19 protein-coding genes are annotated in these 21,930 nt (G+C 67.8%); 11 read left to right on the forward strand and 8 right to left on the reverse strand.

What is annotated here, in order from left to right; translation table 11 throughout:
• Nucleotides 1-53: 53 nt before the first annotated feature.
• The 7 genes from pepQ to rph all read right to left on the reverse strand — a co-directional run bounded on the left by pepQ (nucleotide 54) and on the right by rph (nucleotide 7,293).
• Nucleotides 54-1,394: a Xaa-Pro dipeptidase gene (gene pepQ, locus AC3DEZ_RS19320; protein WP_488389654.1), complete on the reverse strand. Its 1,341-nt coding sequence runs from the start codon at nucleotides 1,392-1,394 to the stop codon at nucleotides 54-56.
• Nucleotides 1,395-1,462: 68 nt separating this feature from the next.
• Nucleotides 1,463-1,807, reverse strand: coding sequence for a PilZ domain-containing protein (locus AC3DEZ_RS19325; RefSeq protein WP_488389655.1), 345 nt, complete (start codon nucleotides 1,805-1,807; stop codon nucleotides 1,463-1,465).
• Entirely contained in the window at nucleotides 1,804-4,200 is a 2,397-nt protein-coding gene (locus AC3DEZ_RS19330; RefSeq protein ID WP_488389656.1) for a DUF1631 domain-containing protein, read from the reverse strand. Before AC3DEZ_RS19330 ends, AC3DEZ_RS19325 begins: the two co-directional genes overlap by 4 nt.
• A gap of 85 nt (nucleotides 4,201-4,285) precedes the next feature.
• Complete coding sequence (gene hemW / locus AC3DEZ_RS19335; protein ID WP_488389657.1) at nucleotides 4,286-5,440, reverse strand: radical SAM family heme chaperone HemW; 1,155 nt, start codon at nucleotides 5,438-5,440, stop codon at nucleotides 4,286-4,288.
• Nucleotides 5,441-5,509: 69 nt separating this feature from the next.
• Nucleotides 5,510-6,100 carry an RdgB/HAM1 family non-canonical purine NTP pyrophosphatase gene (gene rdgB, locus AC3DEZ_RS19340; protein ID WP_488389658.1) on the reverse strand — a complete coding sequence of 197 codons (591 nt, stop codon included), beginning with the start codon at nucleotides 6,098-6,100 and terminating at the stop codon, nucleotides 5,510-5,512.
• A 33-nt stretch (nucleotides 6,101-6,133) separates the two neighbouring features.
• Entirely contained in the window at nucleotides 6,134-6,526 is a 393-nt protein-coding gene (locus AC3DEZ_RS19345; RefSeq protein WP_447104717.1) for a VOC family protein, read from the reverse strand.
• A 41-nt stretch (nucleotides 6,527-6,567) separates the two neighbouring features.
• Entirely contained in the window at nucleotides 6,568-7,293 is a 726-nt protein-coding gene (gene rph / locus AC3DEZ_RS19350) for a ribonuclease PH (protein WP_488389659.1), read from the reverse strand.
• Between the two features lie 117 nt (nucleotides 7,294-7,410).
• On the opposite strand from rph, the gene AC3DEZ_RS19355 reads away from it, so the two are divergent.
• The 5 genes from AC3DEZ_RS19355 to AC3DEZ_RS19375 all read left to right on the forward strand — a co-directional run bounded on the left by AC3DEZ_RS19355 (nucleotide 7,411) and on the right by AC3DEZ_RS19375 (nucleotide 12,190).
• Nucleotides 7,411-8,271, forward strand: coding sequence for a YicC/YloC family endoribonuclease (locus AC3DEZ_RS19355; RefSeq protein WP_488389660.1), 861 nt, complete (start codon nucleotides 7,411-7,413; stop codon nucleotides 8,269-8,271).
• A complete protein-coding gene (gene gmk / locus AC3DEZ_RS19360) occupies nucleotides 8,268-8,888 on the forward strand; it encodes a guanylate kinase (protein ID WP_488389661.1) in 621 nt (206 codons plus the stop codon). The genes AC3DEZ_RS19355 and gmk overlap by 4 nt, the downstream gene beginning before the upstream one ends.
• Before the next feature lie 134 nt (nucleotides 8,889-9,022).
• The gene (gene rpoZ, locus AC3DEZ_RS19365; protein WP_447104721.1) at nucleotides 9,023-9,322 is read left to right on the forward strand and encodes a DNA-directed RNA polymerase subunit omega; all 300 of its coding nucleotides are present in this window, start codon (nucleotides 9,023-9,025) and stop codon (nucleotides 9,320-9,322) included.
• A gap of 126 nt (nucleotides 9,323-9,448) precedes the next feature.
• Nucleotides 9,449-11,620: a RelA/SpoT family protein gene (locus AC3DEZ_RS19370; protein ID WP_447104722.1), complete on the forward strand. Its 2,172-nt coding sequence runs from the start codon at nucleotides 9,449-9,451 to the stop codon at nucleotides 11,618-11,620.
• 186 nt (nucleotides 11,621-11,806) lie between these two features.
• Complete coding sequence (locus AC3DEZ_RS19375; RefSeq protein WP_488389662.1) at nucleotides 11,807-12,190, forward strand: RidA family protein; 384 nt, start codon at nucleotides 11,807-11,809, stop codon at nucleotides 12,188-12,190.
• A gap of 21 nt (nucleotides 12,191-12,211) precedes the next feature.
• Here AC3DEZ_RS19375 and AC3DEZ_RS19380 read toward each other — a convergent pair whose 3' ends face one another.
• The gene (locus AC3DEZ_RS19380; protein ID WP_488389663.1) at nucleotides 12,212-13,255 is read right to left on the reverse strand and encodes an AraC family transcriptional regulator; all 1,044 of its coding nucleotides are present in this window, start codon (nucleotides 13,253-13,255) and stop codon (nucleotides 12,212-12,214) included.
• Between the two features lie 150 nt (nucleotides 13,256-13,405).
• Here AC3DEZ_RS19380 and AC3DEZ_RS19385 point away from each other — a divergent pair, with 150 nt between their 5' ends.
• From AC3DEZ_RS19385 to AC3DEZ_RS19410, 6 genes are all read left to right on the forward strand, one after another.
• On the forward strand, nucleotides 13,406-14,635 hold the full coding sequence (locus AC3DEZ_RS19385) for a parallel beta-helix domain-containing protein (RefSeq protein WP_447104725.1): 1,230 nt from the start codon (nucleotides 13,406-13,408) through the stop codon (nucleotides 14,633-14,635).
• Nucleotides 14,636-14,640: 5 nt separating this feature from the next.
• Complete coding sequence (locus tag AC3DEZ_RS19390; RefSeq protein WP_488389705.1) at nucleotides 14,641-15,831, forward strand: SO2930 family diheme c-type cytochrome; 1,191 nt, start codon at nucleotides 14,641-14,643, stop codon at nucleotides 15,829-15,831.
• A gap of 41 nt (nucleotides 15,832-15,872) precedes the next feature.
• Nucleotides 15,873-18,308, forward strand: coding sequence for a TonB-dependent receptor (locus AC3DEZ_RS19395; protein ID WP_488389664.1), 2,436 nt, complete (start codon nucleotides 15,873-15,875; stop codon nucleotides 18,306-18,308).
• A gap of 79 nt (nucleotides 18,309-18,387) precedes the next feature.
• Nucleotides 18,388-20,490 carry an ATP-dependent DNA helicase RecG gene (recG, locus tag AC3DEZ_RS19400; RefSeq protein ID WP_488389665.1) on the forward strand — a complete coding sequence of 701 codons (2,103 nt, stop codon included), beginning with the start codon at nucleotides 18,388-18,390 and terminating at the stop codon, nucleotides 20,488-20,490.
• Nucleotides 20,491-20,557: 67 nt separating this feature from the next.
• Nucleotides 20,558-21,496, forward strand: a complete 939-nt coding sequence (locus AC3DEZ_RS19405) for a nucleoside hydrolase (RefSeq protein WP_488389666.1) — start codon at nucleotides 20,558-20,560, stop codon at nucleotides 21,494-21,496.
• An 86-nt stretch (nucleotides 21,497-21,582) separates the two neighbouring features.
• Nucleotides 21,583-21,825, forward strand: a complete 243-nt coding sequence (locus AC3DEZ_RS19410; protein ID WP_295379977.1) for a type B 50S ribosomal protein L31 — start codon at nucleotides 21,583-21,585, stop codon at nucleotides 21,823-21,825.
• The last annotated feature ends 105 nt before the right edge of the window (nucleotides 21,826-21,930 follow it).

Raw genomic sequence — 21,930 nt, forward strand, 5'->3', positions numbered from 1 at the left:
CCGAAGGCAGGAAAAGCATCGCGACTTACGTCGCTCCTGCGGGGAGAGGGCGCTCACCCCGCCGCGAAGGCCGGGCGGGTCAGGTTGAGCGGTTCGCCCTCGGTGCACAGTACTTCGTCTTCTATGCGGATGCCGCCATAGGGACGGAAGGCATCCACCCGCGCCCAGTCGATGCTGTCGGCGTGGCCGTTCTTCTTTACTTCATCCAGCAGCATGTCGATGAAATAAAGGCCGGGTTCGATGGTCACCACCATCCCGGGCTCCAGCATCCGGGTCATGCGCAGGTAGGGATGACCTTCCGGGCGCGGGATGCGGCCGCCGCGATCGCTCTCCGCGAAACCGGCCACGTCGTGCACCTGCAGGCCGATCGCGTGGCCCAGGCCGTGCGGGAAGAACGCGAAACTGACGCCGCTGGCCACCGCCGCTTCCGGCGAGACCTTCAGAACGCCGAACTCCTTCAGGATGCCCATCAGACCCAGGTGCGCGTCCAGGTGCAACTGCCGGTAGTCGATGCCCGCGCGCACCGCCTGGCCCATCGCGATCTGCGCGTGATCCACCGCATCGATGAGCGCCTGGAACTCGCTGGCGGCGTCGGTCGCGTAGGTCCGGGTGATGTCGCTGGCGTAGCCGTGGAAACTGGCGCCGGCGTCGATCAGGAAGCTGCGGTGTTCGGCCGGCGCGCTGCGATCCAGTTCCATGTAGTGGAGCACGGCGCCATGCTCGTTCAACGCCACGATGTTGCCGTACGGCAGCTCGGCGGGATCCTGGCCGACCGCCGCGCAGTACGCCATGTGAATGGCGAATTCGCTCCGGCCTTCGCGGAATGCCGTTTCGGCGGCGCGATGTCCGCGCACCGCCAGCCGCTGCGCCTCGCGCATCAGCGCGATTTCGTAGGCGGACTTGTACGAACGCTGGTACTCCAGATAGTTGACCACCGCTTCCGGATTGTTGGGAACGTGATCCCCCAGCGCGCTCTGCGGCTCGCCGAGGATGGCGCAGCGTGCGGCCGGGCCGGGCAGCAGCGCCTGCGCATCCGCGGGCTTGCGGATGACGTGGATGTCGAAATGATCCACCCACCAGCCGCTGGGCGCGGCGGGCACGACGTGCCAGTAGTCGAACGGCTGGTGATAGATGACCTTCGGGCGCTGGCCCGGTGTGTATACCAGCCAGCTGTCGGGCACCCGGGTCAGCGGCAACCAGGCCTTGAACTGCGGATTGACCGCATACGGATAGTCGCGATCGTCGAACACCTGGTAGTGCAGGCTGCCGCTGGGCACGACCAGGTGATCGAAACCGCCGCGCGCCAGGGCTTCCTCCGCGCGCCGCTGCATCAGCGCCAGGTGCTCGGCGTAGAGCGGGGCGAGTTCGGTGGCCAGCGGGGCGGAAACGTTCATGACGGCGACTCTTGCGGGTGAAACCCGCATTTTGCCGCATCCGCGCCGGGCTTTCCCGTGGCCGGCGCTCAGCCGGGACCGGGCGCGTTCACCCAGGCGCGCAGCGCATCCAGCTGCGCGGGCTCGATGGTCAGGAAGCGCAGGCCGGCGAAGCTCTGGCCGGGCGTGTTGGCGGCGGCCATCCACAGCACGTGCGCACCCACCTCGATGGGCATCTCGCGGCCCGCGGGCGCGCGCAGGTGGAAACGCAATTGGTAGATCGCGTCCTCCACGATCGGCGCACTGGCGATCAGCAGCATGCCCGACTCGGAGACGTTGCCCAGCCGGCCGATCAATTGATCGGCGAGGGTGTCCATGACCGCCACCGGTTCGGGGACGTTGCGGCGGCGGGCGCGGCGGAATTCCTGGATCATGCGCCGTTTCCTCCGATATCCGCCGGCTTGCCCATTCCCGTGAGGCTGCGCAGCGCGCGCAGCGTGGCGTTCCAGGCGCGGTCGATCAACCGGCCCTTGTCCTCGGTGACCACCTGCGCCTGGCCCTGCGCCATCAACCGGGCCAGGCTGTCCAGCGAATGCTCGCCGGTGCGCTGGCCACGCTGGTTGACGAACAGCGCGTGTCCGGTGACCGGACTGAACCAGGACAGGCGCTGGCGCTGCACGTCGCCCTGCTGGTTGAGGGTGAATTCGAACCACGTGCCGAACGGCAGCGCGCGCAGCATGTCGTAGCACTCCTGCTCCTTCGGCGAACGCGGCTGGATCGGCTGGCGCCGGACCATGTTCTGTTCGCCCAGCCGCGCGCGCGCCTTCAGCTTGGCGGTCAGCTCGGTTTTCGACGTGCCGTCATCCTCGCCATCGGCGCTGGACAACCGGCGGGCGATGGCCTGCGCCTCTTCCTCGTGATAACCCACCTGCAGCAGCGCTTTCTCGATGCGTTGCGGCAACTGCGGGTCCTTGGGCGCGTCGGCGGGCGCGGTGGTGGCGGCGACGATCTGGAGCGTGGTCTGCAGCTGCTCGGTCCATTCGTCCGAATGCTCGCCCTGGCGCAGCTGGGTCAGGGTGAGCACGTCGGCCCAGGCCTGGTTGACCAGCGCCTGCACGAAGCGCGGCGGCTGCTGATCGTTGAACGCGGCCTCGATGGTCTCGTTCGCGCGCTGCTTGGCGATCTCCAGGCGTTCCTTGCCGCGCGCGGCCTCGATGTGGCGCCGCTCGGCCAGCTCGGCCTTGCGCGCCGCGGCTTCCAGGTGCCGCTGCACTTCCTGGTTGGCCTGGGCGAACACCGCCTCGTCGCCGTGGTAGTGCTTGACCACGAAATCCACCGACTGGTGCAACTGGTGCAGCAGGCGCGGATCCAGATCGTCGTCGGTCTGCCAGGTGGCGCCCGATTCGGCCACCGCGTTGAGCAGTTCGCGGGCCGGATGCTCCGGCCGCAGGAAGAACTCGCGATCGCGCAGCGCGACCTGCGCCAGCGGCACCTGCAGGCGGGTCAGCAGGTCGCTGGCCGGTGATTCGGGGCGCACTTCGCGCTCGACCTCGTTGTACAGCAGGCCGAGCAGCTCGAAGGTATCGGAGTCCGGCGCCGCCAGGGCGGCCTGCTCGCCATGCTGCTGGCGCGCGCGCGCCAGCAGGGCCTGCTGGATGTCCTTCAGGTTGCGCCGGGGCTGCCCCTCGATGCGTGGCGTGGCCACGCCCTGCAGGGCCTGCAACGCGGACAACACGTCCGGGGTGGGGACCAGGCGGCGGGCGGCGCCGTCGGGGGCACCCGCACCCGCCGCGCCAGCCGCGGGCATGCCCGCGCTGCCGGCCATCGCGCCGAAGCGGGTGGCGGCCGGTTCGCTGAAACGTGCCGTCGCCTGCCTTCGCGCGGCCAGCAGTTGGCGCAGCAGTTCGAAACTGGGACCTTCGCCGTCCCGGGAGGGTCCCGGGGACGCATCCGGCAGCGGCGGCGGCGTGCCGGGTCCGGCGGTCGGAATGGTCCAGGCCGAGGGCGTGGAGGGGCCGTGCCAGCCGGTCAGCGGGCGGTTGGCGGCGGTGCGGCCGGCGGCGCGATCGGATGCCTCGGCGCCCGGACGCGCGGCCGTCGGCACGTCCACCGCCCGGGTACGGCGTGGCAGGTAGATCAGCCCGGGCAGGACTCCTTCCTGCGACAGGTACTGGTTCAGGGTTTCGGCCCACTCGTGATAGTTGCCCATCACCTTGTGATCGAAGGTGCGGTACAGCAGCAGCCGCTCCTCCAGATCCAGTTCCAGGGTGCGGGCGGCCAGCTTGAGCATCCGGCACAGGCCCTGCGGACCGACCGGGAGGCGTTCGTTGTCGAACGCGGGCGCGCCGCCAAGCGCGCCGAAGCGCTGACCCAGCAGCAGCAACGCCTGCGCGGCGCGGACTTCGTGGCGGCGGGCGATGTCGCTGAGGACGATTTCCTCGTCCATCGCCGCGTCTTCCACCAGCGTCAGGGTGCGGAACTCGATGCCGGAAGGGGCGGGAGCGCGCGCGCGCGCGGCCGGCGCGCGCACCGCGGCCAGCTCGGCTTCCAGCGCGAACATGAAATGCGGGACGAACTCGCCGCGATTGCGCTGCAAGGCCTGAAGATTGTTGAAGAATTCGGCCTGGCGGTTATCGCTGCGCGCCTGTTCGGCCTGCTTGAACAGGGCCTGCTCGTATTCCGGCAACATCGCGTTGAGCGATTGGATGACGTCGCTGGAGATGTGATCGAAAAAGCCGCGAAGGAGCTTGCGCACGCGGGGCGGCAGCGACGTGCTGGCCAGGCTGCCCGCGGAGGTGCTCGGCGGTGGCGGTGGGATTGCGGTCACGTGTGGTGGATCTCCCCTGAAGCCACAATTATCACATTTCCTGGATGCTGGACCGGCGAGCGTGGGGGCGGGGTGACGGCCGGCGTCAGTCGGCCAGGAACGCGGCCACCACGTCGTTGGTGAAACGCCGTCCCAGTTCCGTCGGAATGAACCGGTCCTGTTCCCGCCGCAGCCACCCCGCGGCCAGCGCCTGCGCCAGCGGCGCGTCGACGGTCGCCAGGGCCAGCCCGGTCCGGTGTTCGAAGTCGACGACCCGGAATCCTTCATGCAGGCGCAGGGCGTTCAGCATGAACTCGAACGGCCGCTGTTCCGGCGGAATGCGGTCGTCGCCCCCCAGCGCCTGCGCGCCGCCGGCCGCCGCCAGGTAGGCGGTGGGGTGCTTGATCTTCCAGCGCCGCAGCACGGCCTGTTCGGCGCCGAGCGTGATCTTGCCGTGGGCGCCCGCGCCGATGCCCAGGTAGTCGCCGAAGCGCCAGTAATTGAGGTTGTGCGCGCACTGCCGGTCGGGGCGGGCATAGGCGCTGGTCTCGTAGTGGGCGAAACCGGCTTCGGCCAGCAGCGCCTGGCAGTGCGCCTGCATGTCCCACGCGCCATCGTCGTCGGGAATGCCCCGGGGGGGACGGGCGAAGAAGACCGTGTTCGGTTCGAGGGTGAGCTGGTAGTGGGAGATGTGCGCCGGCCGCAGCACGAAGGCGCGCTCCAGATCGCGCTCGGCCATCGCCAGGGTCTGCCCGGGCAACGCGTACATCAGATCCAGGTTGAAATTGTCGAAACCGGCGTCCTGCGCCAGTTTCACCGCCGCTTCCGCCTCGCCGCTGTCATGGATGCGACCCAGCCGTTGCAGGCAGCCATCGTCGAAACTCTGGATGCCGAAGCTGATGCGGTTCACTCCGGCCGCCAGATAGCGATCGAAGCGGCCATGCTCGGCGGTGCCCGGGTTGGTCTCCAGGGTGACTTCCAGGCCGGGGGCGAACCGCAATCGCGACGCGGCGGCCTGCAGAAAGCGGTCGATGGCCTCCGGCGGGAACAGGCTCGGGGTGCCACCGCCGAAGAACACCGACTGCACGGTGCGTCCCCAGACCAGCGGCAGATCGAAATCCAGGTCGCGGATCAGTGCGTCGACATAGTCTTCGAACGGCAACGGCCCCTTGCCCTGGTGCGAGTTGAAATCGCAGTACGGGCATTTGCGGACGCACCAGGGCAGGTGCACGTACAGCGACAGCGGCGGTGGAATCAGCATGGCCGGATCATTTTCCCGCATTCCGGCGCAGGCGGGGCGCCGGGCGTCCGCGTCCGCTCCCTTCGCCGCTCACGACCAGGTCAGGCGCTCGCGCAGCGCGGCGAGCGCGCGGCCACGGTGGCTGATGCGGTTCTTCAGCGCGGTCTCCAGTTCCGCCGCCGAACGGCCCAGTTCCGGGTCCAGGAACACCGGGTCGTAGCCGTGGCCGCCCGTGCCGCGGCGCGCGTGCAGGATGCGCCCGCGCCATTCGCCTTCCACGATCAGCGGCTGCGGGTCGTCGGCGTGATGGAGCAGCACCAGCACGCAATAGAAGTGCGCGGTCCGCCGCTCGTCGGGCACGCCGGTGAGCGCTTCCAGCAGCTTGTCGATGTTGCGGCCGGCGTTGCCGTGCTCGCCGGCATAGCGGGCCGAATACAGGCCGGGCGCACCGTTGAGCGCGTCCACGCAGATGCCGGAATCGTCGGCCAGCGCCGGCAGTCCGGTCAGTCGCGAGGCATGCCGCGCCTTGATCAGCGCGTTTTCGACGAAGGTGGTGGCGGTTTCGTCCGCATCGGTGACGCCGAGATCGGATTGCGCGATCAGTTCGATGTCGGTATCGGCCAGGAGGTGGCGGAGTTCCTCGAGCTTGCCGGCGTTGGAGGAGGCGAGTACCAGTTTCACGGGTGGGGATCCGTCAGGGGGATTTCGGAGGACTCAGGATTTGAGTTGCAGCAGGTCCCAGCGGTTGCCGTAGAGGTCGCGGAACACCGCGACCGTGCCGTAGCTTTCCTCGCGCGGGGTTTCCAGGAACTCCACGCCACGCGCCAGCATCCGCGCGTGATCGCGATGGAAGTCGTCGGTCTCCAGGAAGAAGCCGACCCGGCCCCCGGTCTGGTCGCCGATGCGCGCGCGCTGGGCGTCGTTGCCGGCAGCGGCCAGCAGCAGGCAGGTTTCCCGCGAGCCTGGCGGCGCCACCCGCACCCAGCGCTTGCCGCCGCCCCGGTCGGTGTCCTCGCGCAACTCGAAACCGAGCGCGTCGGTGTAGTGGGCGATGGCGCGATCGTAATCGTCAACCACCACGGTGATCAGGCTGAGCGTCTGACGCATCGAAGGATCCGTTTGACGTGTGGAAAGGGTGTCCGCCGGCTTCAGCCGGCCAGCGCGGCCTGCTGGGCCGCGAACAGCTCGGCGGTGCCTTTCTCGCCCAGCGCGAGCAGCGTGTCCAGTTCGTCGCGGCGGAAGGCGTGCCCCTCGGCGGTGCCCTGCAGTTCGATGAAGCCGCCGCCATCATTCATGACGATGTTCATGTCGGTGTCGCAGTCGCTGTCCTCGGCGTAGTCGAGGTCCAGCACCGGCGCGCCGCGATAGATGCCCACCGAGACCGCGGCGACCGCGCCCAGCAGCACGTCGCGCTTGATCTCGTTGCGCTTGCGCAGCCAGCCGATCGCATCGGCCAGCGCCACGTAGGCGCCGGTGATGGCGGCGGTGCGGGTGCCGCCGTCGGCCTGGATCACGTCGCAGTCCAGGGTGATGGTGCGTTCACCGAGCGCGGCGCGGTCCACGCAGGCGCGCAGGGCGCGGCCGATCAGGCGCTGGATCTCCAGCGTGCGTCCGCCCTGCTTGCCGCGCGAGGCTTCGCGATCGCCGCGCGTGTGGGTGGCGCGCGGCAGCATGCCGTATTCGGCGGTCACCCAGCCTTCGCCCTTGCCGCGCAGGAACGGGGGCACCTTGTTCTCGACGCTGGCGGTGCACAGCACACGGGTTTCACCGAAGCGGATCAACACCGAACCTTCGGCATGGCGGGTGTAACCCCGCTCGATGCGGACCTCGCGCATCTGATCGGGAAGGCGGCCGCTGGGACGAAGGACGGACATGCAGGGAGCTCGGCTGAGGAAAGGAGCGGAAGACCGCGGGGGCCGGATGGCCCGCGGATTCGGCCGACCGGGGGGCGCTAGGGTACCATTCGCGCTTTCGATCCGACCGGGTTTCCCATGATCCGCAGCATGACCGCCTTCGCCGCCGTCGAACGCGTCACCTCCGGTGGCACGCTGACCGGCGAACTCCGCGCGGTCAACCATCGTTTTCTGGAGCTGGGCACGCGCCTGCCCGAAGAGCTGCGCGCGCTGGAGCCGGCGCTGCGCGAGCGCGTTTCCGCGCGGGTATCACGCGGCAAGCTCGATTTCACCCTGCGGCTGCGCGCGCCGGAAGGCGAGGGCACGCTGCAGATCAATCCCGCGCTGGTCGGGCAACTGTCGGAACTGGCGCTGGATCTGCATGCGCGGTTCCCGGCCCTGCGCACCGAGTTCACCGACCTGCTGCAGTTCCCCGGCGTGCTGCAGGGCAAGGCGGTGGATCAGGCGATCCTGCAGGCCGAGGCGCTGGCGCTGGTGGATGCGGTGGTGGAGCAATTCGTCGCCGCGCGCGAGCGCGAGGGGCGGAAGCTGGTCGCCGCCATCCTGGAGCGCGTCGACGCCATCGCCGCCCGCGCCGCCGAAGTGCGCGAACTGATCCCGGCCATCCGCGTCGGCCAGCGCCAGAAGCTGGAAACCCGGCTGGCCGATCTGGCCCAGCCCGCCGACCCCGGCCGGCTGGAACAGGAACTGGTGCTGTGGCTGCAGAAGCTGGATGTGGACGAGGAACTGGACCGGCTGGACAGCCACGTCAAGGAAATCCGCCGCGTGCTCAAGCAGACCGAACCGGTCGGCCGCCGGCTGGATTTCCTGCTGCAGGAATTCAACCGCGAGGCCAACACCCTGGGATCCAAGTCGGTGGATACCCGCACCACCAATCTGGCGGTGGAACTGAAGGTCCTGATCGACCAGATCCGCGAACAAGTGCAGAACATCGAATGAGCCGCCGCGGCACCCTCTACATCGTTGCCGCGCCCTCGGGCGCGGGCAAGAGCAGCATCGTCAACGCCGTGCTGGCCCGGGATCCGGAAATCGCGCTGTCGATTTCCTTCACCTCGCGCGCGCCGCGCCCCGGCGAGCGCCACGCCCAGCACTACCACTTCATCAGCGCCGACGAGTTCCAGTCGATGATCCGCGCCGGCGACTTCTTCGAATACGCGCTGGTCCACGGCGACTGGAAGGGCACCGCGCGGCAATCGGTGGAGCCGCAGCTGTGCGCCGGCAAGGACGTGCTGCTGGAAATCGACTGGCAGGGCGCGCGCCAGGTGCGCGAGAAGGTGCCCGACGCGGTCAGCGTGTTCATCCTGCCGCCCTCGCGCGACGCGCTGGAGCAGCGCATGCATGCGCGCGGCCAGGACAGCGAGGAGGTGATCCAGCGCAGGCTGGCCGCCGCCCGCGAGGAGATGTCGCACTACGACGAATTCGACTACGTGATCGTCAACGACGTGTTCGAAACCGCCTGCGACCAGATGCACGCCATCTTCACCGCCAGCCGCCTGCGCCGGGAGGCCCAGCAGCAGCGGCATGAGGGGCTGATCGGAGCCCTGCTCGCCGGGTAGGGCGCCGTCCGGGGCATTCCGGGCGTTTAACTGACTGATTTATAAAGAAACGGTTGCCTGCGCCCGGGCGAGGCCGTACAATCGCCGCCCCTTTCCCTATTCATCGCGCGGCCCTGGGGTCGCCGGGAGCCCGCATGGCCCGCATCACCGTCGAAGATTGCCTGGAAGTCGTCAACAACCGTTTCGAACTGGTCACGATGGCCGCCAAGCGCGCCCGCCAGCTCGCCAATGGCGTCGAGTCCACCATCGACAACAGCGAAACCGCCGACAAGCCGACCGTGCTGGCGCTGCGTGAAATCGCCGCCCGCAAGATCGACAACGAGTTGATCGACCGCGTCGAGAAGGCCGAGCGCGAGCGCGCCGAGCGTGAAGCGCTGGAATGGGCCGCCGCCGAAGTGGTTGCCGACGAGGACATGTCCAAGGGCGACGACTGAGGTCTGCGCCGCCGCTGGAATCCATCGGCGGCCAGCATCGACGCATTCATCGGAAAGGCCCGCGCGAGCGGGCTTTTCGCGTTTTCCGGGTTTGCCGTCCCGCCACGTCTGCACTAGGCTGGCGTCATGAACCCAGGCCGTACCGCCAAGGCGCTCCGCACTCCCGCTTCGTCGCGCAGCGACGGCGTGCCGGACTACCTCGCCCAATTCGAAAAGACCGCCCGCTACCTGCCCAAGGAACAACTGCCGCTGCTGCGCCGGGCCTGGGAAGTCGGCGCCGCCGCGCACGCCGGGCAGACCCGCAAGTCCGGCGAACCCTACATCACCCATCCGGTGGCGGTGGCCGGCGTGCTGGCCGAACTGGGCATGGATGCGGAGACCCTGATCGCCGCGATCCTGCATGACACCATCGAGGACACGCCGCTGACCCGCGACGAGATCGCCGGGGAATTCGGCGAGTCGGTGGCGGAACTGGTCGATGGCGTCACCAAGCTGGACAAGCTGAAATTCCGGGATCGCCAGGAAGCCGCGGCCGAGAGTTTCCGCAAGATGCTGCTGGCGATGTCGCGCGACCTGCGCGTGATCATGATCAAGCTGGCCGATCGCCTGCACAACATGCGCACGCTCGGCGCGCAGAGCGCCGAAGCGCGGCAGCGAATCGCCCGCGAAACCCTGGAGATCTACGCGCCCATCGCCCAGCGCCTGGGCATGAACCTGGTCAAGTCGGAACTGCAGGATCTGGGCTTCCGCGCGCTGCATCCCTGGCGGCACGCGGTGATCGACAAGCACATCCGCAGCCAGCCGGTGATGCGCCGCGAATCGATGGCGCAGATCGAGGCGCATCTTTCCCAGCGACTTACCAAGGAGGGCATCGAGCATCGCCTGGTCAGCCGCATCAAGACGCCCTGGAGCATCTACAACAAGATGCGGGCGGAGGGGAAAAGCTTCGATCAGGTGATGGATGTCTTCGGCTTCCGCGTGGTGGTCGATTCGGTGCCCGCCTGCTACCACGCCCTCGGCGCGGCGCACGCGCAGTACAAACCGCTGGACGGACGCTTCCGCGATTTCATCGCCATTCCCAAGGCCAATGGCTACCAGTCGCTGCACACGGTGCTGTTCGGTCCCTATGGTTCGCCCATCGAGGTCCAGATCCGCACCCAGGAAATGGATCTGATCGCCGAACGCGGCATCGCCGCGCACTGGACCTACAAGTTCGGCACCGATTCGCCCAACAGCGCGCAGAACCGCGCGCATGCGTGGATCAGCGAACTGATCGACAACCAGCGCGCCGCCGGCTCGTCGCTGGAGTTCCTGGAGAACGTCAAGGTCGATCTGTTCCCCGACGAGGTCTACCTGTTCACCCCCAAGGGCAAAATCCTGGCGCTGCCGAGGAATTCGACCGCGCTCGATTTCGCCTATGCCGTGCATACCGATGTCGGCAACCAGGCGGTGGCCTCGCGGGTGGACAAGAAACTGGTGCCGCTGCGCACCAAGCTGACCAGCGGCCAGAGCGTGGAAATCATCACCGCGAAGTCCGCGGCGCCCAAGCCGCAGTGGCTGGAGTTCGTCGTCACCAGCAAGGCCCGCACCGCCATCCGCCACCAGCTCAAGCAACTGGAACACGAGGACGCCGTGCAGTTGGGCCACCGCATGCTTGATCGCGCGCTGGAGGAACTGGACAGTTCGCTGGAGCGACTGCCGCAGCAGCGTCTGGATACCTTCCTGGCCGAGCATCGCTACCCGCGCCTGGAAGCGCTGCTGGCGGACGTCGCGCTGGGCAACTGGATGCCGGCGCAGGCCGCGCAGGCGCTGACCGCGCATGCCGAACTGCGCGCCGGCGGCCATTCGCGCCACTCGCAGGAAAAGATCCTGATCACGGGCACCGAGCGCGGCGTGGTCAGTTTCGCCAACTGCTGCCAGCCGATTCCCGGCGACGAGATCATGGGCTACCACACCGCCGGCAAGGGCATCGTGGTGCATCGCATGGATTGCCCCAACGTCGTCGAGTTCCGCAAATCCCGCGAACGCTGGGTGCCGATCGCCTGGGACGCCAACGTCACCGGCGATTACGATGCCTCGTTGCTGATCGACGTGGAGAACCGGCCCGGCGTGCTGGCCCAGGTCGCCGCGGCGGTGGCCAAGAGCCAGTCCAACATCGAACGGGTGGAATACCTGGAACGCGACATCAACGTCGCGGTGCTGCGCTTCTCCATCCAGGTCCGCGATCGCAACCATCTCGCCGAGGTCATGCGTAGGCTGCGCCGGCTCAACGTCGTCCACGGCGTCCGCCGCCAGTAGCGCGGAGCCTTGCTCCGCCGGATTTCCCGGCGCCCGGATTCCCTCCTCTGGGAGCGACGTGAGTCGCGATTGCGGTCGCCAGGAAACAACCCGTCGCGACTCACGTCGCTCCCACAAGGGGGATGGTGCGCCGTGGCGGGTTGCCGCCTCGGGTAAAATCCCCGCCTTTCCCGCCAGGAGCGCTCCATGAGCAAGCAGATCATCCACACGGAACGGGCGCCCGCCGCCATCGGCCCGTACTCGCAGGCCGTGCGCGCCGGCAATACCGTCTATTTCTCCGGGCAGATCCCGCTGGATCCGGCCACCGGCAACCTGGTCGATGGCGACATCGAGGCGCAGGCACGCCGCGCCTTCGACAACCTCAAGGCGGTGGCCGAAGCCGCCGGCGGCTCGCTGGGCGACATCGTCCGCCTGGGCCTGTACCTGACCGACCTGGGCGAGTTCGCCAAGGTCAACGCAGTGATGCAGGACTACTTCCAGGCGCCGTTCCCGGCGCGTTCCACCATCGAAGTGGCCGGCCTGCCCAAGGGCGCGGCGTTCGAGGTCGACGCGGTGATGGTCATCGGCTGATCCCCGCGCCGAAGCGCGCGATCACACCATGCGATCGCGCGCCTCGCTGGGCGTATGCCCGGTCCAGCGCTTGAAGGCGCGGCGGAACTCGCGCACGTCGTTGAAGCCCAGCTGGGTGCCGATGTAGGCGATGGTCAGCTCGCGGTCCTGCAGCAGTTCCAGCGCGCGATCCGTGCGCACGCGGTCATGGATGTCGCTGAAGCGCTGCCCCTCGTCGGACAGCTGCCGGCGCAGGGTGCGCTCGCTCAGGTGCAGCGCGGTCGCGATTTCGGTCATCTGCGGGTTCTCGCGCAGGCGTGGCCGGAGTTGCCTTTCCACCGCCGCGGTCGCCTCGCCCGAGGTCGCCACCGCCGCCAGCTGCGCGTGGCACAGCGCCAGCACCTGTTGCGAACCCACCGGGTTGTAACTGGTGAACGGCAGCGAGAACCAGCTGCGATCCACCAGCATCCGGTTCTGGTTCTGGCGGAAACGCACCTCGCATTCGAACATCCGGCCGTACTTGCTGGCGTAGGCCGGAGCGGGGTAGGTCAGGTCCAGGCGGACCGGATGGAATTCCGGGCCGGCCAGTTCCCGCGCCAGCATCAGCACGCTGGAAAACATTTCCTCGCACAGGAACGGCAGGATCTCGGGCAGATCCAGCGGCGTGGTCGCCACCACCGACACCACGTCCGGGTCCTCCTGCAGCAGTTGCAGATCCATCAGCGGCCCCAGATTGCGCTGGTAGGTCAGGCCGATGTTGACCGCCTCCCCGAAGTTCGGCGCCATCCGCATCGCCAGGCCCAGCAGTCCGAAGTTGGCGCCGTTCTGGTTGCCGCCCAGGGTCAGGCCGACATCCTCGATGGGCAGGGTCGGCAATGCGCGGCGGATGACCTCGGTGGCCTGCCGGTAGGAGACCCGTGCCTGCGGATCCTGGATCTCGCGCGGCGTCAGGCGGAGCCCGCTGAACCAGGGCTCGCAATTCACCCCCAACTCGCCCGCCAGCAGCACCAGGCTGCACAGCATGTTGGTCGGCAGGTTGGCGATGGACAGGCGGTTGCCCCCGTCCAGGCCCAGTTTTCGGCGCATCGAAGCCCCTCCAGCTTGTCCGCTTTGCCCCCCCAAGTATGCCGCTCCTGCCCTATTTCAGGGAAACCAGTAAGACAAGACTCTCGATTACTGAATTCGCACGCGTATGGTGGCCGCCGGCCGCCGCGTGATCACCGGGGAGGGAACGCGATGCAGCGGACGATGTTGATGGCGGGTCTGGCACTGGCGCTGGCGGCCTGCCAGCCGAAGACCGACGAGCAGGTGCCGAAGGCCGATGCGGCCAGCGCGGACTTCGCGCAGAAGCTCCACGAGCGCCTGCTCGACGCCAAGCCCGGCGACGTCATCGAGATTCCCGCCGGCACCTATCACTTCGACCGCAGCCTGACCCTGCGCGCGGACGGCGTGACGCTCCGTGGCGCCGGCATGGACAAGACCGTGCTCAGCTTCAAGGGCCAGAAGGCTGGCGCGGAGGGCCTGCTGGTCAATGGCGACGACTTCGCCATCGAGCATCTGACCATCCAGGATTCCAAAGGCGACGGCCTGAAGATCAGCGAATCGGAAAACATCACCATCCGTGGCGTGAAGGTCGAATGGACCGGCGGTCCCAGCACCAAGAACGGCGCCTATGGCCTGTATCCGGTGCTGACCAGGAACGTGCTGATCGAGGACTCGGTTTCCATCGGTGCTTCGGATGCGGGCATCTACGTGGGCCAGTCCGACGGCGTCATCGTGCGCCGCAGCCGCGCCGAGAAGAACGTGGCCGGCATCGAGATCGAGAACACCATCAACGCCGATGTCTACGACAATGTCGCCACCGGCAACACCGGCGGCATCCTGGTGTTCAACATGCCCGGGCTGAAGCAGCAGGGCGGCAACATCCGGGTGTTCAACAACAAGGTGATCGCCAACAACCACGAGAATTTCGGCGCCAAGGGCACGCCGGTGGCCAGCGTACCGGCCGGTTCCGGCATCGTGGTCAATTCCAACGACGACATCGAGATCTTCGGCAACGAGATCCGCGACAACGCGACCACCAACATCATCATTTCCAGCGTCTACTCCACCGGCTACAAGGATTCGAGCAAATCCGAAACCTTCGATCCCTATCCGGAGCGGGTCTACGTGCACGGCAATACCCTGTCCGGCGGCGGCGACTCGCCCGACGGCTTCGACCTGAAGGCACTGAAGATGGCGATGTACGGCCTGCGCGGGAATTTCCCCGACGTGCTCTGGGATGGCTACTACAACAAGGACCGCAAGGTCGACGGCCAGGCGCGCGGGCCGGAAATCTGCCTGCGCGACGTCAGTGGCGTGATCAACGCCGACGGCCCCGGCGGTTACAAGAGCCCGAGCAAGGACACGCAATCGTTCCAGTGCGAGCTGCCGCGCCTGCCGGCGGTGGATCTGAAGCGGGGTTGAGCACGATGCGGAAGTACCGGGCCGCGTCGGTGGCCATCGCCGCGTTGCTGGCCGCCGTGCTGTTCACGGGATGCAAGCCTTCGCAGGACGTGACCTTCTTCGCCGAAGGGCAGCCCGCGCGCCTTGATGACTGGCATGTGCTGCGCATCGAGGACGGGCGCCTTCGCCTGAATGAGGGCGTGGTGCCCTACGACCTCAACACGCCGCTGTTCAGCGATTACGCCCACAAGCTGCGCACGATCTGGATGCCCAAGGGCAAGAGCGCGGCCTATCGGCCGGACGCGGCGCTGGATTTCCCGGTGGGCACCATCATCAGCAAGACCTTCTACTACCCGCTGCCGGCGGGGCAGGCGTGGGACGGCCGTTCGGTCGCGCGCACGCCGCCGTCGGCCAGCGTGCTGGAGCGGGAATCGCTGGAGCTGTCGAAGGTGCGCCTGATCGAGACCCGCCTGCTGGTGCGGCGGGAATCGGGTTGGGTGGCGATGCCGTATGTCTGGAACGAGGCGCAGACCGAAGCCACCCTCAAGCGCACCGGTGACCTGATCATGCTCGATCTGGTCGACGCTTCCGGCCAGCGCGAGGAAGCCGCGTATCAGGTGCCGGACCAGAACCAGTGCGGCGGCTGCCACATGACCGACAACCGGTCACGCCAGTTGTCGCCGATCGGTCCCAAGGCGCGCCATCTGAACCGGGATTTCGAGTACCTGGGCGGGCGCGAGAACCAACTGGCGCACCTGGCGCGCGTCGGCTACCTGACCGGCGCGCCCGCGCCGGCGCAGGCGCCGCGCGACGCCGACTGGATGGATGCGGGCAACGCCAGCCTGGACGCGCGTGCGCGCGCCTATCTGGACGTCAATTGCGGGCATTGCCACAGCCCGACCGGACCGGCGATCACATCCGGCCTGTGGCTGGACGCGGGCACGCAGGAACGCCTGAAGCTGGGGTTCTGCAAGCAGCCGATTGCTGCCGGCAAGGGCACCGGCGATCGGCACCACGACATCGAGCCCGGCAAGCCGGGGGAGTCCATCCTCAGCTTCCGCATGGACAGTGCGGATCCGGCGGTGATGATGCCGGAGCTGGGGCGCTCGGTGGTGCACCGCGAAGGAGTGGAACTGATTGATGCGTGGATTCGCGCGCAGCATGGCAGTTGCGATGGGGATGGGCCGGGGGGAGAAGCGGTACCGGCGTCCATCTGAGGGGTATATCCGTAAAGACAAAATGCTTCTGGGAGGGAGTGATGAAGTTGAATCAACGGTGTCTGGTGGTGGGGCTGCGGCATGCCCTGTTCGGAAGCTGCGCATTGCTGGGGGTCTCGGGCGCCGCATGGGGGCAGGCCGCCCCCGCGCAGGAGGACGCGACCACGCTGGACACCATCAAGGTGACCGCGCAGAGCCGCGAGCAGGAACTCAAGGACGTGCCGATCGCGATCAACGTCCTCAACGGCGACATGATCGATCAGGTCGCCGCCGCCGATATCGGCGATCTGGACATGTTCGTGCCCGGGCTGGAGGTCAATGACGGCAGTCCGACCCAGCCGCGCTACGCGATCCGCGGCATCTCCACGGGCGATTTCGGCATCGGCACCGATCCCGCGGTCGGCGTCTACATCGACGGTGTCTATTCGGCGCGTACCGGTGGCGCGATGCTGGCGTTCAACGACATCGAACGCATCGAGGTGCTGAAGGGACCGCAGGGCACCCTGTTCGGCCGCAACAGCGCCGCCGGTGCGGTGTCCATCATCACCAACAAGCCGAGCAACATCGCGGAAGGCAACGCCCGCATCCGTGTGGGCGAGGACGGCCGCCGCTACATGTCCGGCCTGGTCAATGTGCCGTTCGGTGAACGCCATGCGCTGCGTTTCAGCGCGCTGTCCAATCACAGCGACGGCTGGATGACCGATGCCGGCACCGGTGGCCGGCTCAATCCCGAGGACACGGTGGCCATGCGCGTGGCCTGGCGTTCGGACCTGGGCGAGTCGACCACCCTCAATCTGTCCTGGGACTACGAGAACATCGATCAGCTGGCGCGCCCGGCGGTCGGCCTGGTGGCGCTGGATCCCTATCCGGCGCCGGCGCCCTATCCGGCGGAACCGCTGACGTACCGCAATCCGCTGAAGGCGCCGGTGTTCAACGACGTGGTCAACAACGAGGAGTCGCGCACCTTCAACGGCCTGACCCTGCAGATCGATCACGCCTTCCCGTGGGGCAGCCTGCAATCGACCACCGCGGTGCGCGACTTCGACACGGTCAACCGCGAGGACGAGGACGGTACAAACCGCATCAACCTGTATTTCGATACCGCCAACATCGAGAGCAACCGCAGCTACTACCAGGAGTTCAAGTTCTCCGGCGTATCGGGCAGGTTCGACTGGGTGGCCGGCGCCAGCTGGTTCAAGGAAGAGGCCGACCAGACCAGCGAGACCAATCTGTTCACCGACAGCGTGGGCACCGCGATGGGCAATCTGCCCAACTTCGGCGGCGTCAACATCATCGCGCTGCTGGACCAGGTGCTGGAAGGCGCGGGCATGCCGCTGCGCCTGCAGGGCCATTCGTGGCGCGAGAGCATGGTCAACCACGGCAAGGCGGAAGCCTATGCGGCGTTCGGTGACGTGATCTGGCATGTCAACGATCGCTGGAACCTCACCTTCGGCCTGCGCCTGACCCACGACCGCAAGGATTTCAGCTGGTTCAACGGCGCGCGTGACGCGGCGACCCTGGATGCGACGGTGGCGATGCTGGATCAGCAGGGTTTCTTCGAGCTGCTGCAGCAGATGGGTTATCCGGTCAGCGCGGACATGTTCAACACGGACTTCGTGTTCGCCTTCGGCGAGCTGGAAGGCGTGAAGAACGGCCGGAAGAAGTCCTGGACCGACCTCAGCCCGCGCTTCGTGGTCGACTACGCGGTCAACGACAACACCATGGTGTTCGGCTCGCTGGCCAAGGGCTACAAGGCCGGTGGTTTCAACAGCGTGCAGCCGCAGTCGCAGTTCGACAACGAAGACGTGTGGAACGCCGAGTTCGGTATCAAGACCGTGTTCCCGGAACACAAGCTGTCGCTCAACGCGTCCGGCTACTACTACATCTACAAGGACCGCCAGGCCATCAGTCTGGATCTGAACACCGCCGGTTCCGGCGTGCCGCGCTACATCGTCGATACCAGCGACATGCAGGCCTGGGGCGTGGACGTGGATCTGCAATGGCGGCCGGTAACCGGCCTGGACCTGACCTTCAACACGGGTTTCATCGACGCGAGCTACAAGGATGGCCTGTCCGCCAATGGCCGCGACATTTCCGGCGATCCCACCGGCGAGCCCTATCTGTCGGCCTCGCTGGGCGCGGGCTATACCTGGAACCTGGGCGACGGCGGCGACGTGCGTTTCTCGCTGCTGCACGCCTATCGGGGCAAGAGCCGCTGCAACGCCGAATCGGAGACCCAGGGCACCTGTCAGACCAGTCCGGCATTCCGCACCGGCGAGGCGCAGAACCGCACGGACATGCGCGTGCAGTGGTCGTCGGCCGACGGCATGTGGGGCGTGGGTCTCTACGGCAACAACGTGTTCGACAAGCGCTACGTGACCGGGGTCAACAACATCACGGCCTCGGTGCTGGGCACGCCGTTCGCCTCGATCTCCGCGCCGCGCCAGGTCGGGGTGGAGTTCAGCGCCCGGTTCTGACGCCGGCAGGCGGTTCCGGCCCTTGCCGGAACCGCCCGCGGGCTGGCAATCGCACCGCGATCCCCGGCATGCTTGCACCATGCCGCATGCCATTCCCGGGGCCGACGAGGTGGCCCGTCTTCCGATCGCGTCGCTGAAAGGCGTGGGCGCGCGCATTGCCGAAAAACTGGCGGCGCGCGGCCTGCTGAGCCTGCAGGATCTGTGGCTGCACCTGCCGCTGCGCTACGAGGATCGCACCGCGCTGACGCCGATCCGCGCGCTCAAGCCCGGCGTGCCGGCGCAACTGGAAGGGCGGGTGGAGGCGGTCGAGCGCGGGTTCCGCTATCGACCGATGCTGCGGGTGGCGCTCGGGGATGATTCTCACGCGACAGTGGTGCTGCGGTTCTTCCATTTCCGCGCGGCGCAGGTCGCCCAGTTCGCGCCGGGAACCCGGGTGCGCTGCTACGGCACGCCCAAGCCGGGCCAGCACGGCCTGGAAATCGTCCATCCCAGCTATCGGGTGCTCGATGGTGATGCCGACGTTGCGCTGGGCGAGGCGCTGGATCCCATCTACCCGGCGGTCGAGGGCGTGGGGCCGGCCAGCCTGCGCAAGCTGGTCGGGCAGGCGCTGGATCGGTTGCCCACCGACGCCTCGCTGGAACTGCTGCCGGACGCGCTGTTGCGCGAGGCCGGCCTGCCTTCGCTGCGCGAGGCGTTGCTGGTCATGCACCGGCCACCGCGTGACGCCGACCTGCAGGCGTTGTCGCTCGGGCGGCACCCGGCCCAGCGGCGGCTGGCGCTGGAGGAGCTGCTGGCCCATCACCTGAGCCTGCGTCGGCAGCGCATCGCACTGCAGCGTCATCGCGCCCCGGCGTTGACCGGGCGCGGCACGCTGGCGGGCCAACTGGCGAAGTCGCTGCCGTTCCGCCTGACCGGTGCCCAGCAGCGGGTGTTCAAGCAGATCCGCGAGGATCTGAAGCAGCCCTCGCCGATGCTGCGGCTGGTGCAGGGCGACGTCGGCAGCGGCAAGACCGTGGTCGCGGCGATGGCGGCGATGCTGGCGGTCGAGGCGGGCCGGCAGGCGGCGTTGGCCGCGCCCACCGAGCTGCTGGCCGAACAGCATCTGGTCAATCTGCGGCAGTGGCTGGAGCCCCTCGGCATCCGGGTGGCGTGGCTGGCCGGCAAGGTCACCGGCAAGGCGCGCTCGCAGGTGCTGGCAGAGGTCGCGTCCGGCGAGGCGCAGGTGGTGGTGGGCACGCATGCGCTGATGCAGGAGGCGGTGGCCTTCCAGGATCTCGCGCTGGCCATCGTCGACGAGCAGCACCGCTTCGGTGTCCACCAGCGCCTGGCGCTGCGCGACAAGGGCGCCAGTGGCGAGTCGGTCCCGCACCAGCTGGTGATGACCGCGACCCCAATCCCGCGCACGCTGGCGATGGCGGCCTACGCCGATCTCGATGTCTCGGCGATCGATGAACTGCCGCCCGGGCGTACGCCGGTGCACACCGTGGCCTTCAGCGCGGAGCGCCGGCCGGAGCTGGTGGAGCGGATCCGCGCGGCCTGCGCCGAGGGACGCCAGGCCTATTGGGTGTGCACGCTGATCGACGACAGCGACGAGGTCATCGCGCAGGCCGCGCAGACCACGTACGAGCAGCTTTCCGCCGCATTGCCGGAGTTGCGCATCGCGCTGGTCCACGGGCGCATGAAGGCGGCCGAGAAACAGGCGGCGATGCGCGCGTTCAAGCAGGGCGAGAGCGATCTGCTGGTCGCGACCACCGTGATCGAGGTCGGCGTGGACGTGCCCAATGCCTCGCTGATGATCATCGAGAACGCGGAACGGCTCGGGCTTGCGCAGCTGCACCAGTTGCGTGGGCGGGTGGGACGTGGAGCGACCGCATCGACCTGCGTGTTGATGTATCAGGCGCCGTTGTCGCAGATGGCCAAGCAGCGCCTGGCCACCATGCGCGAGACCAACGACGGCTTCGTGATCGCCGAGAAGGATCTGGAGCTGCGCGGACCGGGAGAACTGCTGGGAACGCGGCAGACCGGCCTGGCAACGTTCCGGGTCGCGGATCTGGCGCGCGACGCGGGGCTGTTGCCGCAGGTGCGCGAGCTGGCGGACCGTCTGCTGGCGGAATCACCCGGACTGGCCGATCGCATCGTGCAGCGTTGGGTCGGCGGCGCGGCGCGCTACGCCGGCGCCTGAGCCGCGACTTTCGTTCGTCATCCATCGGTGCGAGACTCGCGGGCCGATAGATGAATGAAGAAGAAGCATGAGTGACAGGATTCCACTGCTGATTGATACCGATCCCGGCGTCGACGATGCGCTGGCGCTGCTGATGGCATTCAATGATCGACGCCACGACGTAATCGGTCTGACCATCGCCGCCGGCAATGTCGGCCTGAAGCACACCGTGCGCAATGCGCTGAAACTGTGCGAAGTCAGCGGACGCACCGACATCCCGGTGTTCGCGGGCGCACCCGAGCCGCTGCTGCATCCGGCGCCGGATGCGGGTTACGTGCACGGCCAGGACGGTTTCGGCGACATCGGCCATGAGGCGCCCGCCAAGCAGGCCGAAGCCGAACATGCCGCGCTGGCCATCCTGCGGCTGTCGCATGCGCACGCCGGCAAGCTGATGCTGGTCGCGCTGGGCCCCCTGACCAACATCGCGCTGGCGCTGAAGCTGGATCCGACCCTGCCGCAACGAATCGCGCGCTTCGTGGTGATGGGGGGCGCGGTCACCGCGCACGGCAACATCACGCCGGCGGCGGAGTTCAATTTCTACTTCGATCCCGAGGCCGCCCATCTGGTGTTCGAGGCGTTCGAGCGCGTCGAGCTGGCCGACTGGGAAGCCACCATCGCCCATGGCCTCCACCATGAGCGGGTCGCCGGCTGGCTGCGAGCCGATTCGGATCGGGCCAGGTTCTACGCCGGCATCTCGGAAAAGACCCGCCTCTGGTCGATCGACCGTCGGGGCGACTACTGGTACGCCGCCGATGCCCTGGCCATGGCGTTCGCGCTGGAGCCGGAAGGCGCGCTGGAGCGGGCCGAGCGCCCCCTGGTCATCGAACTGCAGGGCGCCCACAGCCGGGGCGCCAGCGTCGTGGACTGGCGCCGGGAAGGCGGCAAGCCGGACAAGGTCGATATCCTGCTCAAGTACGATCAGGAGCGCTTCGAGGCCCTGATCCAGGCCGCCCTGGCCGCCCGCTGAGGCGGGACGGACCCCCGGCTTGCACCGGGAGGGGAGGGCGGGCTACAATGCCGCTCTTCCCTATCCCGCAACACGGTGTGCCCGCCATGAAGGCCGACATCCATCCCGAGTACCGCGAAGTCGTCTTCCACGACGTGACCTCCGATTTCAAGTTCCTGACCCGCTCGACCCTGGGCAGCAAGGAAACCACGAAGTGGGAAGACGGCAACGACTACCCGTTGATCAAGGTTGAAATTTCCTCCGCTTCGCATCCGTTCTACACGGGCAAGCACAAGGTCATCGACACCAGCGGCCGCATCGACAAGTTCCAGAAGCGCTACGCGCGCTGAGCGAACGGTCGGTTCGTCCCGCAACGGCCGCGCCCTGGGCGCGGCCGTTTGCATTTCCGTCATCAGGACAGCGTAACGCGCGCTGCGCTGCGCCTTATGCTTTGG

The organism is Pseudoxanthomonas sp. 134C1, assembly GCF_057773065.1.

Excerpts from the sequence above, each read along its gene's own strand:
- pepQ (WP_488389654.1), bottom strand. The coding sequence starts at position 1,394 with ATGAACGTTTCCGCCCCGCTGGCCACCGAACTCGCCCCGCTCTACGCC.
- AC3DEZ_RS19325 (WP_488389655.1), bottom strand. The coding sequence starts at position 1,807 with ATGATCCAGGAATTCCGCCGCGCCCGCCGCCGCAACGTCCCCGAACCG.
- hemW (WP_488389657.1), bottom strand. The coding sequence starts at position 5,440 with ATGCTGATTCCACCGCCGCTGTCGCTGTACGTGCACCTGCCCTGGTGC.
- AC3DEZ_RS19345 (WP_447104717.1), bottom strand. The coding sequence starts at position 6,526 with ATGCGTCAGACGCTCAGCCTGATCACCGTGGTGGTTGACGATTACGAT.
- rph (WP_488389659.1), bottom strand. The coding sequence starts at position 7,293 with ATGTCCGTCCTTCGTCCCAGCGGCCGCCTTCCCGATCAGATGCGCGAG.
- AC3DEZ_RS19355 (WP_488389660.1), top strand. The coding sequence starts at position 7,411 with ATGATCCGCAGCATGACCGCCTTCGCCGCCGTCGAACGCGTCACCTCC.
- gmk (WP_488389661.1), top strand. The coding sequence starts at position 8,268 with ATGAGCCGCCGCGGCACCCTCTACATCGTTGCCGCGCCCTCGGGCGCG.
- rpoZ (WP_447104721.1), top strand. The coding sequence starts at position 9,023 with ATGGCCCGCATCACCGTCGAAGATTGCCTGGAAGTCGTCAACAACCGT.
- AC3DEZ_RS19370 (WP_447104722.1), top strand. The coding sequence starts at position 9,449 with ATGAACCCAGGCCGTACCGCCAAGGCGCTCCGCACTCCCGCTTCGTCG.
- AC3DEZ_RS19375 (WP_488389662.1), top strand. The coding sequence starts at position 11,807 with ATGAGCAAGCAGATCATCCACACGGAACGGGCGCCCGCCGCCATCGGC.
- AC3DEZ_RS19380 (WP_488389663.1), bottom strand. The coding sequence starts at position 13,255 with ATGCGCCGAAAACTGGGCCTGGACGGGGGCAACCGCCTGTCCATCGCC.
- AC3DEZ_RS19385 (WP_447104725.1), top strand. The coding sequence starts at position 13,406 with ATGCAGCGGACGATGTTGATGGCGGGTCTGGCACTGGCGCTGGCGGCC.
- AC3DEZ_RS19390 (WP_488389705.1), top strand. The coding sequence starts at position 14,641 with ATGCGGAAGTACCGGGCCGCGTCGGTGGCCATCGCCGCGTTGCTGGCC.
- AC3DEZ_RS19395 (WP_488389664.1), top strand. The coding sequence starts at position 15,873 with ATGAAGTTGAATCAACGGTGTCTGGTGGTGGGGCTGCGGCATGCCCTG.
- recG (WP_488389665.1), top strand. The coding sequence starts at position 18,388 with ATGCCGCATGCCATTCCCGGGGCCGACGAGGTGGCCCGTCTTCCGATC.
- AC3DEZ_RS19405 (WP_488389666.1), top strand. The coding sequence starts at position 20,558 with ATGAGTGACAGGATTCCACTGCTGATTGATACCGATCCCGGCGTCGAC.
- AC3DEZ_RS19410 (WP_295379977.1), top strand. The coding sequence starts at position 21,583 with ATGAAGGCCGACATCCATCCCGAGTACCGCGAAGTCGTCTTCCACGAC.